Origin of the sequence: Novosphingobium sp. TCA1 (assembly GCF_009811895.1) — a bacterium.
GTDB lineage: Bacteria > Pseudomonadota > Alphaproteobacteria > Sphingomonadales > Sphingomonadaceae > Novosphingobium > Novosphingobium panipatense_A.
The window spans coordinates 269,074-283,225 of record NZ_BLJH01000004.1 but is presented as its reverse complement, the minus strand read 5'-3'; the positions used below and the strand labels follow the sequence as shown (position 1 = coordinate 283,225).

Sequence of the window (14,152 nt, the reverse complement as noted above, 5' to 3'; positions counted from 1 at the left end):
ATGGGTACAGGCATGCGGAATATTTATTCTGGCTTTACTTGTATTCTATAAGACGAGATTCGCACCGGGTGATCCTGCTGCGATATCTCGACCACCAATATTGCATTTGCCCTTGGCAATGCGGCAATTTCCCCAGCGTCAGGAAGCTCGCGGCCAGGGCGCCGCTGCGCATGAAGATGCGGCTCCAGAGCAGCGGCCAGAGCAGCCACATCGGCGGCAAGGCCCAGAGCACATTGCTGGTCACCTCTCGGCGCAGTCGCGCATCCCCCTGCCCGCGCAGGGCGAAGGCTTCCGCCGTGGCATAGCCGCTGCGCCGATTGCGCTGCCACCACTGCGAGAACCGCGTCATCGCCGCGTCGTGGATCGTCATTTCCGCATCGACCCGCAGGATCTGCCAATCCTGCCTGCGGATGCGATGGCACAAGTCGGGCTCCTCGCCCGCGATCAGGTCTTCCCGGAATCCGCCTGCGCTGCGGAAGGGTGCGATACGGAACAGGGCATCGCCGCCGCAGGTGTCCCGGAGACCTGTCGGCGTGTTCCACTCCCGATCGCAGAGCCGGTTATAGGGACTGGCGCCCGGATATCGCTCTCGCCTTCGCCCGCAGACTGCTGCCAGTCGGTCATCCGAACGGATCGCGGCCAGAGCGCGTTCGAGCCACCCCGGCACGAGTTCGCAGTCGCCATCGATAAAGTGAATGAATTCCAGATCGGGATGGTTCGCGGTGAGCCATGCGAAACCGGCATTGCGCGCCCGTGCCGCCGTGAACGGCCGAGCGGGATCGAGTTCCACAACCGCCAGCCCGCGCCCCTCGGCCACCGACACGCTGCCGTCGGCCGATCCCGAATCGACATAGACGGCCCGCGACACCTGCCGCAGCACGCTGTCTATGGCCAGGGTGAGCCGGGCACCCTCGTTGCGGCCGATGATGACGAAGCCGACGGTGTTCATGGATCACGCTCCGTTCGCAGCCACGCCCGCTGGCGCCGCGTCACGAACTGGACGAGCAGCGGCACCTTCCAGAGCACGTAGCCGGGGATCTGCACCAGACTGCCCAGCGGCAGGATCGCGCGCGCATGGCGCTGCCACGTCGCCAGCAGGGCAAAGCCAAGGCCCAGCGAACTCGCCAGCAGGACGCAAAGGGGCAGCCCCGCGCCGTCCACAAGCGCGGCAAGAACGATCGCCGCTGCCAATGCCATCGCGAGCAATACGGTCGGCGGCACCAGCAGGTCGAGCGCCACCATGGCAAGCCCCGCGCACCTTTGCCGCCAGGCGGTCGCAAGCAGTCTGGGAACGTAGCGGGTCATGGTCTGCAACATGCCGTGTTCCCAGCGGCGACGCTGGCCTGCCGTTCCCTGTCGCGAACTTGCCGTGCCGACGAACCGCGCATTCTCGGCAAAGATCACGGATCGGCCCGCCAGCAGCAGGTCCAGCCCCATGTCCAGATCCTCGACGAGCGACGCGGTAGCCCAGTGCATTCCAGCGAACATGGTCGGAGGGAAGGCCATGCCCGATCCCTGAAGCAGCGCGGCACCCGCGAGCCGGTCGAGCGCAACCTGCCGCACGAGGTTCTTCACCAGAAAGGCGAAGCACGACACGCCCACGACGGCATCGGCGTGCCTGGGCGGTTCCAGAAGATAGGCCCCCTGCACGGCCGCCTGTCGCATTTCGGCAAGGGCGGCTATCGTCGGCAAGGCGGCCGGGCCGGGTACGCAGTCCGCATCGAGCACTATCACCACGCGCGCATCCCAACCGGAGCGCCGCAAGGCGAGGAACTCCCGCCCGAATTCCAGGGCGCAGCCTTTGCCGCGCCGCTCCGCGTCCCGCCGTTCTATGACGGTGGCGCCAAGCTCTCGTGCGATTTCCGCCGTCGCGTCGGTGCAATTGTCGGCGACGACGACGAGTTCATCGCAAGGCCGCAATTGCTGCAGCACCGCTGCGATTACCGGCGCGATCCCGCGCGCCTCGTCATGAGCCGGCATGAGTACGACATAGGGCGGCGCAGCCGGCACGGTCGCTGGCCTCACGGTTCTTCGCAGGGCAACCAGACATTCGGCGGCGAGCACGATCGCGGGGATCGAAGTCCCCAAGACCATCGTCCAGACAAGTGCTTGGAGCATCACGGCGCGGGCGTTGCAGGTGTCGCCTGCAACGCTGCTTCCAGGGGCTCGCGCTGGCGGCGCTGGAGGATCGGGGGCAACCAGTCGGCCTTCAGGTTGTGCAGGCGCACCCTCCAGTCCGCCTTATCGCCGGTGCCGGGTCTGGCGCGAAAATCGGTGGTGCGCTCGATCGCAGGCAAGTTCGTACCGACCGCCGTGTAGTAGTAGGTGGCAATCGAACGACGCGACCGCCCGGCGGGGCAGGCCAGCGGATCGGGATGGCCGTGATAGGTGTCGCGGTCGGTGCTGAAGATCACGGCGCGGCCGAATTCCGGCTGAATGGTGCGGCAGGCACGGGTCATGCCGCGATCCCACAGTTCGAGCGCGCCGCCGTAATCGGTGGACCAGTCCTCGTTGAGGTAGATCAGGAGATTGAGCCTCCGTTCCACCTTCATCTTCCCGTGATGCGGGAAATCGGCGTGGATGCCCAGATGCCCGCCGCGCCGCGTTTCGTGCAGCCCCGCACCGGCATGATAGGGGTCCGCGATCAGGCCCCGGATCCCCGTGAGCTGGGACAGGAATGTCAGGAATGCACGCGAGTTCAGCTCGGCAAACAGCATGCGGGTAACGGGGCCGCTGCACTGGTCGGGCCTGAACTGGAATTTCAGCCGTTCCTGATCGCGGTCGAAGTAGTCATGACCGCTGCTCTCGGGAAATTCCTCCAGAACCTTGCGCAGCACGTCGCGGTCCAGGAACGCGTCGAACATGATGTGCGGGAAAGGCTGGTTCTCACGATAGCGCGCGGAATGCTCGGCTCCGGCTGCCTTGCAGGCCTCGTGGTCGAAGCATTTGTAGCCGCCGAGGTCCGTCAGTTCGAGCAACGCCATTGCACCCCTTTCCGCACGCTTGCGCACCGGCAGGTCGAGTCCGTTTCCGCCGCCTCCTGGTGGCCCGACGATAACGCAGCACCACCGCGGCGCGGCAGGCAGGAAACTCCCTTGGAAGTTCTCATGATCGACTCCCCCGGGAGCGGTTCGGTAGATTCCCACGAAACTCGGGAAGACCCCGAGCGGGAGGTAGTGACGGGAGATCTTGGCGTGCATATCGGTCTCTGCTCCCCCCACTGGCCGCCTTCGAGAGGCGCCAACGGCATCGTCAGCTACGTCGCCGCGTTACGCGATCACTTCATCGCGCGCGGACACGAGGTCTCGGTGATCTCGCAGGAACGGCTCTACCTGAGCGACGGCAGCGCGGTCTCGCTGTCCCCTCGCGGCACCGCTAAGGTCATGGCGCTGGCCGGGGACAGGCTGGCACGTCTGCGGGGCGACGCGAGCGGAGGCTTGCCGGAGGTCGGCCGGAACGTGGCACGCCAGATCGCGGCGGCGCACCGTATCCGCGCCTTCGATCTGGTCGAAATGGAAGAGAGCTTCGGCTGGTCCGAACTCGCCGCAAGCGCCATCCCGGCGCCGGTCGTGACCCGCCTTCACGGCCCCCAGGTCCTGAAACCCGCCCGCCATCTGACGGACGCGGAACTAGGCCGCGAACGGGAACGATGCCAGGCGGAAGCCCGCGCCATCCGCAGCGCCGCCATGGTGACCGCCCCGACCCATGCGATCATGACGGCGGTTTGCCAGAGCTACGGCCGCGATCCTGCAAGAGCTTCGGCGGTCATCGCCAACCCCATCCGCAGAGGCCATGACGGCGCCCGCTGGAGCCTTGACGCGGCAGAGCCGGGACATATCCTCATGGTCGGCAGGTTCGATTTCTGGAAGGGCGGCGATACCATGCTGCTGGCTTTCGAACGCCTCCTCGATCTGCGACCCGATGTGCAATTGACGATGGTCGGGCCTGACGAGGGACTGGAAACCGCGCCGGGCGAACGACAGGGTTTCGAAGCATTCGCCGCAAGCCGCCTCTCGCCGCGAACAAGGGCCAGAATATCCTTTCGGGGATTGCTGAAACCTGCGGAAATCCTGCCGCTGCGCATGAAGGCCATGGCCACGGTGGTAAGCTCCCGCTGGGAGAATTTTCCTTACATCCTGCTGGAGGCGATGGCTTGCGGATGTCCGCTCGTGTCGACCGACTGGCCGGGCGCGGACGAGATCGTGATCGACGGCCGCTCCGGCCTTCTCACACCCGTGGCGGAGCCGGAAAGATTGGCTCGGGCTCTCGACCGATTGCTGGAACATCCGCAGCAGGCGGCGGCAATGGGCGCTGCTGCCAGCCAGCGCTGTGCGGCGGAGTTCTCGCTGGATATCGTGGGAGACAAGCTGCTCGCCTGTTATGAGACCGTGATCCGCGACAAGCAGCGGATAGCCGCCTGATGAACGAGCGGACTGCCGGTGGGGCATGGCCGGGATCCTCGGCAAGGCACGGGTTCTGGCTAAGGCTCCGCGATTTCGCCGCACGCGACACCAATGTGGTGATCGTGTCGGTGATCCTGAACAACCTGCTGCGCGCGATCTCGGGGATGGTGCTGACCCGGCTGCTCGTGCCGGAGGTTTTCGGCATTTCCGGGGTGATCGCATCCGTCCAGTTCACGGTCGCCCTCGCCACCGACCTCGGCTTTCAGGCATTCGTGGTGCGGCAGGAGAACGGGGACGAAAGGCGCTTCCTCGATACCGTCTGGACCGTTGCCCTGATCCGCTCGCTCCTGCTGGCGCTGACGCTGGCCATACTGGCCGTGCCGCTGGCCCAGGCTTTCGGCAAGCCCGGGCTGGCGCCGCTGATCGCGGCTTCGGGGCTGACCTTCCTGGTCGAAGGCCTGAGTTCCACCAGCCTGCTCACCGCCTTGCGGCAACGCCTGATCCTGCGGCTTTCCGCGCTGGAACTCATTGCCCTGGTCGTGCAGATCGCCACAAGCGCCGCGCTGGCCTGGGCCTGGGGGAACTACTGGGCGATCCTTGGCGGCATTCTGGCGGGCAGCGCGCTCAAGGCCGCTCTCAGCTATGGCCTGTTCGACAACGCGCGCCGCCGGTTCCGGCTCGACCGCCCGACCCTCAAGGCCTTGTGGGCATTTTCACGCTACGTCACGGGGTCCAGCCTGATTTTCCTGCTGATCTCGCAAGTCGACAAGTTCGTGCTGGCCAAGCTGATGCCGCTCGACCAGTTCGGCTTCTATATTCTGGCAGGAAACCTTGCCTCCGCGCCGCTCAGCTTTGCGGCGAACTATGCAAGCCGGGTGCTCTATCCCGCCTATGCCCAGCTCTGGCGGGACGGCGTGAAGGACCTGCGCGACCAATTCTACGGCAAGCGCAGGCTGCCGGGCCTGCTCTATGGCTGCGCCACCGGCGGCATCATCGGCAGTGCGCCGCTCATTGTCGGCATCCTGTACGATCCTCGCTATGCCGCAGCCTCGGGCTATCTGCAGATCCTTTGCATCTCCTCGCTTCTCGCCCTGCCCTCCAACGCGGCCAACGAGGCGCTGACGGCCACGGGACGGATCAGCGCGACGCTGGAGGCGAGCGTGGTCAAGCTGATCTGGCTGACGGTTGCGGGAATTTCAGGATATCTCGTCTGGGGCCAGTTCGGGCTGGTCCTTGCCGTCGGCCTGATGGAAGCACCCGCGCTCGGCATGAAATGGCTGCGCATGCACCTCGTCGGGCTGCTCGACTTACGCGAGGAGCTGCTCTTCCTGGCGGTCGGACTGGCCGGTGCCCTCTGCGGCCGGATCGTTTCCGGTGTGCTCAGTCCTCTGTTGGGCTAACGCGTCCGCGTTCGTCCTGGCGAGGATCGCGGCGCTGAACCCGAACAATCCCAAGGTAAGGAACGCGGGCCGACCGCCGAAAGAGGTGAAGAACAGCATCTCGCTCAGCATCGCCAGCGTTCCGAACACGAATGCGGCGGGCGCCATTCCGGGTGTTCCCCGCAGGACGCGCCGCCGCTTCCACAGCGCCGTCAGGGGATCGACAATATTGCCGATGAATATCGCAAGGCCAGCCGCCCCGCCGATCAGGCCGATCCACAAGTAGGTATTGACGAAATCGATGATCCCCTCGCCCTGGCGCAGATCCTCCATCAGGATGTTGAGGCTCGGCATGGAATGGCCGAACAGGGGACTCATCCAGAATACCTCCTTGCCCTTCTCGAACAGATCCCGCCGATAAGTCGTGGTCTCGTTGGCGCCGCCGTCCGACAGGCCGAGGGCTTCGGCAAAGCCGGGCGAGAGCCTGGCCGTCACGAAGACCACGCAAAGCATCGTCCCGATCACGGCCGCATTCGACATGAGCGCACGCCAGCGCCCGCGATAGATTGCCATGGCAACCGTCGCCAGGCCAAGCCCTATCCAGGCACCGCGCGATTGCGGCACCGACACGCCGATGAAGCAGATCACCAGCAGCCCGGCATGGCGCAGACCAGAACGGAAATCCTCTCGCAGGACGCTCAGCGCGGCGAAGCAGATGGCCAGCACCAGCGCCATCGAGGTCGGTTCGACGAAAGGTCCGCCCGCGCGCATGAGGCCGCCCCGCGCCTTGACGATCAACAGCATCTCCACATTGTAGTGGCCGTATAGCTCGTAGAAGATCGGCCAGCTGCGCCAGGCCTCCAGCACCAGGATCGCGGTCACCGCGATGCCGCTGCACGCCAGCCATCGCAGGGCCGTGCGCTGGCTCGCCACGTCCACGATCCCACGGCTCAGGATGTAATAAGGCAGTCCGAAATCGAGCAGGAGGTTGACCGTGGTCCGCAGGAAATTGGTGGCACTGGTTTCCCGCGAGAGCGCCATGCCCAGGAACAGGAGCAAAGCGGCTACCCATCCGTCGCTGGCTGGTCTGCGAAGCGAGCCGGCCAGATGCAAACCGGGATGATGGTAGAACAGCGCCAACGCCGCGCCCACCGCCAGCCCGTCCTGAACACCAAAGTCGAACAGCTTCAAGGCGCCCAGGGTCACCGGAACGTCGAGGGGCGGCAGGAGGAGCAGGCTGAACAGGTACAGCGGCGCGATGCGCTCGGGTCGGCCTGCCAGCAGCGGCACCCAGAGGCACATGGCCAGATGAAGCATCCTGATCGTCGGCAGCGACCATGCCAGCATCGGCATCGCGATCACGCAGAGCAGGCTGCGAGCCGCCATCTCGTCCCGATGCGTGCCCTTCAGGCAAAGGAGAAAAAGCACCGTTCCCGCGCTGCTGACGATGGAGACGTAGAGCGCCGAATGAAGACTGTGATAGGCCGCCGCCAGCACGGCGAGAATAAAGGCCGTGCCCGCGACCGACTGTACGGCATGCCGGTTCACGGGGCCTCCCGCTGGAAACGCCTTACCGCCGTCAGCTTGGGCGTTTCCTTACTCGGCTGCCCGGCATATTCTCTCAGACCCCAGGAGCCATATTCGCTGACAGGCGCGGTCGAAGCGTAGAGGACCAGCGTATCGCCGAAACGGCGGCGCCATCCCTCCAGATAGCGCGCATAGACATCGCCCATGCGCGGATCTCGCTGCAAGGCTCCGGCCAGTTCGAAGTTCGCGGTAACGAGGTGCTGCCCGCCTTCATAGGCGATGTAACGCAGGCCGTGCGCCGCCGCGATCGCGCGGTTGTCCTCGGCCATGGCCAGAGTTCGATCGACGGATTCGGGAAGCTGCGCGAAGATGAAATCGAGATCCGATCGCTCACGGCCCTCCATTTCCAGCCAGATGTAGGACGCGGTGGCAAGGGCATCTACCCAGTGGTCGGCCTGGCCATGAGCGAGCACGATGCGGGCAAGATCCGGGTTGGCATGCTGGCTGGCGCAGACCCGGACGAGAGCACCGGGCCGGTCGGCGTAGACTGCCGTCCAGATGCGCATCGCGGCGACCATCCGTTCGGCATAGCGCTCCATCCGCGCGCGCATCGGATCGCCGCCGCCCAGACCCAGCGCAAGCCCTTCCCGTTCGGCTTGTGCCGCTGCATCGAAGATATCGTTCCACACTTCGTTGCCCAGTTCGACATAGACCCGGCGTCGGGGATCGAGCCGCTCATGAACCAGCTCCGCAAAGCCCCGCAGATAGTCCGGGTCCGCATTGTAAGGCATCAGGAACCACGGGTCTGCGCCGAGTTCATTAGCCAGGTCGATCATGTCCTCTAGCGAGGCGCCTGCCGCGCCTGTCTGGGAGGCGCTGTCCGGTTTCGTGCGCGCGCTCCAGGCGATGTGCGCATTGTCGTTGGTGCGCTGCCAGTCGAGGAAACGCAGCACCTTGAAGCCGGACACGAAGGCCAGAAACTCCGGCTCGAACCGCGCCTCTCGCGGCGTATCGGCCTTGCGGCAGTCAAGATCGCGCAAGGGGTTTGCCGGATCGGTGGACAGCAGTTCGAGCCAGGCGCCGTTATCCTGTGCGCCGGTCGGAGCCAGTTCCAGTTCGAGAGAATTCCCGGCGGAGCGCACGATCCTTGCCATCCCCCCGGCGCCCAGTTCGCCAAGTCCCGCAAACGTGCAGCGGACCGCAACGGCCTGTGACGAAGCGGCGGGCAGAACCAGAGGGCGCGGCGCGGTCTGGCCCGGTTCCAGCCGGCTCACCCAGCCCCACTCGTCAAGCTGCGCTTTCGGCATCGGCGTCCACCCGTCTCCGCGCGAGGAGAACCATTCGCTCTGGAGGATCATGTTGGCGAAGACCTGCTGGCGGTTGAAGGTCTGCAGGCCGAAAAGATTCATGCCAAGCGATGTCGGCGGCACGATCTCAGGCCCGGAGACGCGCGCGGCCTCATCCGTGGCTAGCCGCACCGGCACGTAACGGCGAAGAACCTCGGGCATGACGATCGCCAGCGTCCCCATGACGACGGCGCACAGGGTCAGCGCGATCGCGAGAGGCTTCAGGAGGGTGCTCCTCCCGCTGTCCGGTGCAGCGCTCTATCGGGGAACCCCGGCGTCATCCGGCGCCAGACCTGATGGATACGAAAGATTTGCGGTCCTTCGACCAGATAGCGCCGCCAGAGCCTGCGCGGATCGGACCCTAGCCGATAGAGCCATTCCAGCGACATCTGCTGGACCATGCGCGGCGCGCGGTCCTGGTCTCCGGTCAGGAATTCCAGCCCCGCACCCACGCAAAGGCCGATCCCGCACGCGCCGCGCGTCCGGGCCAGTCGCCGCGCGATCACTTCCTGCTGCGGCGAGCCCACGGCCAGAAACACGTAACGGGCGCGCGCTTCGGCGAGGAAACGCACCGCTTTCGCGACTTCGCGTGCGTTACGGATGAAGCCCATCGGCGGATTGTAGTGGCGAACGTCGCGCAGCCCGTAACGTGCCGCAATCCGTTCCACCATGGCCTCGCTCCCGCCGAGGATCGCGATCCTGTCGTTCGGGCCGATGCCGTTCTCGAAAAGCGCGGCGGTGAGGTCGCTGCCGGTCACGACCGTCAGGTCGCGCCCCACGGCCCTGGCCATCTTCGCGAGAATCCTGCTGTCGCACAGCGTCATCCAGGCGCCGCGATAGGCAGGCCAGAGGTCCGAACGGCGGCGCTGCAGGCGCACGACATGATCGACATTGGGCGTGACGATATAGCAAAACGGTGCCGTGGGCGGCCGCGATACGATCGCCTCCAGAGCCGCTTTCATGTCGATCCGCGTGAAGCTGAGATCCAGGAACTCGGTCGCACCGGGTTCCTCCATCTGCCGCTCGGTGACGGTCTCCACCGCTACGACGGGCTCGTGAAACACGACCCTTTCGAACTGCCCCGACGTCTTGTGGAACTGATCCAGGTACATGACGGTTCTCCCCGGAAGCGATCATGCCCCAGTGCCGCCCGGCGATCTCTTGTAGCGACCGGGACCGCCAATCGGCCTGCCGAATTTTCGGACCTTCGATCCGGCATCCTCATTTCCCGCCGGACGGGCAGAGCATGCCTGCTCAATTCTCATACCCGTGAAGACTGCCCTTCGATCGAACGATTTCGAGGCTTTGCCGCGAGGGATAGAGTTCGAAGCGGACCGTCGGAAGGCGGCGGTCGGGGAGGTTTCGTGTTCTTTGTCTGCCGTTCTTCAGCGCATATCGGTCGGCTGGCGCTGGCCGCAAGCACAGTGCTTGCCCCCGTCGCGGCCAGCGCGCAGGACGTGCGCGAGGTCATGCCGGCGGCGGCCCTATCGTCCCCCAGCCGCTACACGGTGAACGCAGGAGACGAACTCGACGTGTTCGTCTGGGGCGAGGAGCGGATGCAGCGGCAGGTCCTTGTCCAGCCCGACGGCACTTTCGCCTTTCCGCTGGCAGGAACGATCAAGGCCAGCGGGCGCAATGTATCCGATATCGCGATGGAGCTTCGCGAACGCATTTCGCTCAATTACCGGGCAGCCCCGCCGGACGTCACCGTATCCCTGCGCGAGGCCACCGGCATGCGCTTCTACGTTCTCGGCAAAGTCCGCACGCCCGGCAGCTTCACCAGCGGGACCGCACCCAATATCCTGCAAGCCCTGAGCATGGCGGGCGGCACTGCCGAATTCGCCGATGTCGCGCACGCCGTCATCCTGCGCCAGACCCCGCAAGGTCAGGTCGTCGAGCCGGTCGAACTCAAGCGCCTGCTCAAGGGCGGCCGCAGCCTCGATCCCGGTGACCTCGCCAAGCCGCTGCCGACCCTGTCGAGCGGCGACGTCCTCGTCATTCCGTGACGGCACGGCTGGATGACGCCTTTCCCGCTCGCGCACTTCATGTCCTGGGTCACGCGCTCATCCTCACATCGGCGGCTTCGGGACCGGCGAGTGCGCAGAGCCGGCCGTATATCGAGATCGACATGAGCGTCTTTGCGGCACACAATCCGTTCCTGCGTCCCGGCGACGATGCCGACATTCCGGGCGGCCAGGTTATCCTCACCGCAGGCGGTGAATGGCCGCTCGATCATCGCACGAAAATCGCGTCGGAAGGCAGCCTGGCCTATCGGCGATATGTCCGCGAATACGGCGATTTCCTCACCGGGAACATCGAGGCGGCGCTGATCCATCGGCGCAGCGAATACCTTTCCTTGCGCACCGAGGCCTCTTTCGAGCGGATCCTGCCGATCGAAGCGGTTGCCTCCAGCCTTGACGGTGCGGTGGACCCGATAAGTCTTCAGGACCGCTACGATATTTCGCAGGCCCTGACCCTGCATCCCGATGCCCGTACGACGCTGGACGGCCGGCTTGGCTGGAACCGCATCATCCCGCGCAATTCGATCCTGCTGGCCACGACCACCGCCCTGTCCTTCGATTTCAGCGCAGTGAGAAGGATCGATGCCGTCACCACGATCGGCATCGCCGGTCAGCTGGCGTCGAGCCGTTCCGACACCAGCGGCGATCCGCGATCCTGGGCCTTGCGGGCGAAAGCCGCGCGTCGCTTTCCCAAGCGCTGGAGTGCCGAGCTGGAAATGGGCGTCACGCAGATTTCACGGCGCGGTCTGGATATGGGCGGCCCTGAGCTGAGCCGCGAGCGCGGCCCGGTGCAGTTCTCCGGCACTGCCAATCTCTGTCACGAACCCGGAAGGTTGCGATTCTGCACTTCCGCCGCCGTGACCTCGATCGTGAGCAGCTTCAGCGGGATCCAGCGCGAGATCTCGGCCGCGACGAGCCTCGACTGGCGCGCGAGCGAGCGGGGAAGGCTGGTGGCGGGCGGAGAATATCGGCGCTCGCCGCAAGGTGCGGGAGCAGGTTCCGGCGGGGGTGGCAGGCAAGGCGCTCTCGAGGCGCTGACCTTCACGTCTCGCTACGAACATCGGCTCGATGGGCGTTTCACGGTCTACGGCGGCCTCGAATATCAGCAAAGGACCGGGCTGGCCGACCAGAAGATGAACTCCCTGACCTTTCGCGCCGGGCTGCTCCTGCGGATGCCGCGGCCATGAACACGGCATCCACCGACCTGCGGCGCGCCGAACCGCCCGGCTTCGATCCCGACAGCATCGGCATCTATCCCCGCGAAATCCTGGCCATGCTGCGCCGCCGCTGGCGATGGATGATCGCCCCTATCGTCCTGGGACTGCTGGCTGCGGGTATCGCCGTCGCCATGCGCAAGTCGGTCTATCAGTCGGCGGCCACGCTACTGATCGATTCCCCCCAGATTCCGACCAGCCTCGTCGCTTCGCCGCTGACCGACATCGCCGACGAGCGCATCGCCAAGATCCGCCAGCAGATCGTCAGCCGCGACAGTCTGGCCGGGCTGATCCGGGCCAATGCGCTCTACCCGGACAAGCGCGAGAAGATGGATTTTCCCGGGCTCCTCGACGTCATGCGCCAGGATATCGGCGTCGATCTCGTCGGCGCGGACCAGGCGCGGGGCGGCGGCAGCACGATCGCCTTCACGCTCTCGTTCAAGTACGCCGATCCGCTGAAGGCGCAGGCGGTCACGCAGCAACTTACCCGCATGTTCCTTGCAGAAGACAAGCGTTTCCGCACCGAACAGGCGAGCGGCACAGCCTCCTTTCTGGAAAACCGGTCCGAGGAACTGCGCCGCCAGCTTCGCGACCTGGAGGACAAGCGGCGCGGCGTGGAGGCGCACTATGCAGGCGCCCTGCCCAGCAGCGTCGCCCTCAGCGCGCAGTCCAGCTCGGCCTTGCGCGCGGAAATCTCGCGAACCGATGCCGAAACCCAGGGTCTCGTCCAGCAGAACAGCCTTCTCGCCGCGCGCCAGCAGGAGATCGGCCAGGCGGCTTCTGGGGGCGGTGACGGGCTGCGACGCTCCGAGGACCGGCTTGCCCAGCTTCTGGCAGTCCATTCCGACACGTTCCCCGACGTGATCGCCGCAAGGGCCGAAGTCGAGCGCCAGAAGGCCCTGCAATCGCGGCTCCCGCCTCCCGGAGCCAACCTGATCTCGACGGAGATCGCCGCAGGTCGGCAGCGCATCGCCGTGCTCGCCCATCGCCGGGCCGAACTGGTGCAGACGATGGCCGATCTGGACCAGCGCGCCTCGCAGGCGCCTCAGGCGGCCTACGAACTCAACATGATCGAACGCGAATACGACAACATCAAGCGGCAGTACGATTCCCTGCGAGAAAAGCAGCTTGACGCGCAAGTCGCCGCCAATCTCCAGTCCGAGGACAAGGGCGAGCGCTTCACCGTCGTCGATCAGCCCAGCCTGCCGCTCCAGCCGCTCGGCGCGAAGCCGGTGATGCTTCTGGCGGCGGGGATGGCGGGTGGCGCCGTGATCGGCCTTTGCATGATATTCGGCTTCGAACTGCTCAGTGGGACCATCCATGGCCCCGACACTCTGGCAAGGACACTGAAAGTGCCCTCTTTCGGTGTAGTCCCGCTGGTCTCCGGGGAAGATCGTTTTTCGGGGAGAATGGCGAGGTTGACGGCGGCCTTGCGGGATTATCTGCCCGGTTTCCGCCATGCACCGGGGAAGGAGCTGGGTAGATGAATGCCGAACCCGGAATTCCCCCTCTGCGCCGCCAGATCGATCTGGACGCAAACCGGCAGGCTCGCCTCGACCCGGCACATCTTGCGGCCAACCGGATCTTCGGTTTCGGGCAGATGGGCGAGGACCTCTATCCGTTCTTCATGATCCGCTCGACCCTGCTCGCGCATGTGCAGAAGAGCGGCAACCGCCTGTTCGCCATCACGTCGGTGGAGGCAGGCAACGGCAAGACGCATGTTGCCGCCAACCTCGCGGCCGTGCTCAGCCGGGTAAGGCCCACCGTGCTTGTCGAACTGGACCTCAGGCGCCCTACCCTGGGCGTACGACTGGGGCTTGAGGAAGGGACGGCCGGGATCGACGATTATCTTCTGGGCGAGGCCGAATGGCGGGAAACCGCCATGCCGGTCGAAGGTTTCGACCTTGCCGTCCACCGGGTTCGGCGCGCTCATCTCGGGGCCGAACAGATGCTGGCATCGCCCAGGCTGGCCCATGCGCTGCATCAGGTCGCGGCCGAGGACAGTTCCGCAATCTGCATTGTCGATACGCCGCCTGCACTGATCGGCGACGATCTGGTCCATATCGCGCGGGTCGTCGACGGTGTTTTACTGGTCGCGCAGGAAGGACGAAGCCGCAAGAGCGGCGTGCTGGAAGTGACCGGCGCGCTGGGCGGGACGCCGATCATCGGGTCCATTCTCAACATGTCGCTGTCCCAGCCGGTGCGGCGAAACGAATATGGCTATTCGGGGCGTTATCGGGACCGCGCCGAGACCTGATTGGC

12 protein-coding genes are annotated in these 14,152 nt (G+C 65.5%); 6 read left to right on the top strand and 6 right to left on the bottom strand.

Annotation, left to right across the window (positions count from 1 at the left end; all coding sequences use genetic code 11):
• Positions 1-34: 34 nt before the first annotated feature.
• The 3 genes from NTCA1_RS07765 to NTCA1_RS07755 are packed head-to-tail and all read right to left on the bottom strand — an operon-like array spanning position 35 to position 2,984.
• The gene (locus tag NTCA1_RS07765) at positions 35-949 is read right to left on the bottom strand and encodes a glycosyltransferase (RefSeq protein ID WP_159829830.1); all 915 of its coding nucleotides are present in this window, start codon (positions 947-949) and stop codon (positions 35-37) included.
• Complete coding sequence (locus NTCA1_RS07760) at positions 946-2,118, bottom strand: glycosyltransferase family 2 protein (RefSeq protein ID WP_159829829.1); 1,173 nt, start codon at positions 2,116-2,118, stop codon at positions 946-948. The genes NTCA1_RS07765 and NTCA1_RS07760 overlap by 4 nt, the downstream gene beginning before the upstream one ends.
• Positions 2,118-2,984 (bottom strand): 2OG-Fe(II) oxygenase, encoded by an 867-nt coding sequence (locus NTCA1_RS07755; protein WP_159829827.1) that lies wholly within the window; start codon positions 2,982-2,984, stop codon positions 2,118-2,120. The genes NTCA1_RS07760 and NTCA1_RS07755 overlap by 1 nt, the downstream gene beginning before the upstream one ends.
• 123 nt (positions 2,985-3,107) lie before the next feature.
• On the opposite strand from NTCA1_RS07755, the gene NTCA1_RS07750 reads away from it, so the two are divergent.
• A complete protein-coding gene (locus NTCA1_RS07750; RefSeq protein ID WP_159829824.1) occupies positions 3,108-4,421 on the top strand; it encodes a glycosyltransferase family 4 protein in 1,314 nt (437 codons plus the stop codon).
• Positions 4,421-5,803, top strand: coding sequence for an oligosaccharide flippase family protein (locus NTCA1_RS07745; protein WP_159829822.1), 1,383 nt, complete (start codon positions 4,421-4,423; stop codon positions 5,801-5,803). Before NTCA1_RS07750 ends, NTCA1_RS07745 begins: the two co-directional genes overlap by 1 nt.
• Here NTCA1_RS07745 and NTCA1_RS07740 read toward each other — a convergent pair.
• Genes NTCA1_RS07740 through NTCA1_RS07730 form a run of 3 tightly spaced genes read right to left on the bottom strand, consistent with a single transcriptional unit; the run spans position 5,711 to position 9,767 of the window.
• On the bottom strand, positions 5,711-7,330 hold the full coding sequence (locus NTCA1_RS07740; RefSeq protein WP_159829820.1) for an O-antigen ligase: 1,620 nt from the start codon (positions 7,328-7,330) through the stop codon (positions 5,711-5,713). The genes NTCA1_RS07745 and NTCA1_RS07740 overlap by 93 nt on opposite strands.
• The gene (locus tag NTCA1_RS07735) at positions 7,327-8,817 is read right to left on the bottom strand and encodes a hypothetical protein (protein ID WP_159829818.1); all 1,491 of its coding nucleotides are present in this window, start codon (positions 8,815-8,817) and stop codon (positions 7,327-7,329) included. Before NTCA1_RS07735 ends, NTCA1_RS07740 begins: the two co-directional genes overlap by 4 nt.
• Positions 8,818-8,876: 59 nt before the next feature.
• On the bottom strand, positions 8,877-9,767 hold the full coding sequence (locus NTCA1_RS07730; protein WP_159829816.1) for a WecB/TagA/CpsF family glycosyltransferase: 891 nt from the start codon (positions 9,765-9,767) through the stop codon (positions 8,877-8,879).
• A 252-nt stretch (positions 9,768-10,019) separates the two neighbouring features.
• Between NTCA1_RS07730 and NTCA1_RS07725 the strand changes: the two genes are divergently transcribed.
• The 4 genes from NTCA1_RS07725 (at position 10,020) to NTCA1_RS07710 (ending at position 14,147) form a co-directional block, all read left to right on the top strand.
• Positions 10,020-10,661, top strand: coding sequence for a polysaccharide biosynthesis/export family protein (locus NTCA1_RS07725; protein ID WP_236549165.1), 642 nt, complete (start codon positions 10,020-10,022; stop codon positions 10,659-10,661).
• 122 nt (positions 10,662-10,783) lie between these two features.
• Positions 10,784-11,863, top strand: coding sequence for a hypothetical protein (locus NTCA1_RS07720; RefSeq protein WP_159829814.1), 1,080 nt, complete (start codon positions 10,784-10,786; stop codon positions 11,861-11,863).
• Positions 11,860-13,377 carry a lipopolysaccharide biosynthesis protein gene (locus NTCA1_RS07715; RefSeq protein WP_159829812.1) on the top strand — a complete coding sequence of 506 codons (1,518 nt, stop codon included), beginning with the start codon at positions 11,860-11,862 and terminating at the stop codon, positions 13,375-13,377. The genes NTCA1_RS07720 and NTCA1_RS07715 overlap by 4 nt, the downstream gene beginning before the upstream one ends.
• On the top strand, positions 13,374-14,147 hold the full coding sequence (locus NTCA1_RS07710; protein ID WP_133084013.1) for a CpsD/CapB family tyrosine-protein kinase: 774 nt from the start codon (positions 13,374-13,376) through the stop codon (positions 14,145-14,147). The genes NTCA1_RS07715 and NTCA1_RS07710 overlap by 4 nt, the downstream gene beginning before the upstream one ends.
• The last annotated feature ends 5 nt before the right edge of the window (positions 14,148-14,152 follow it).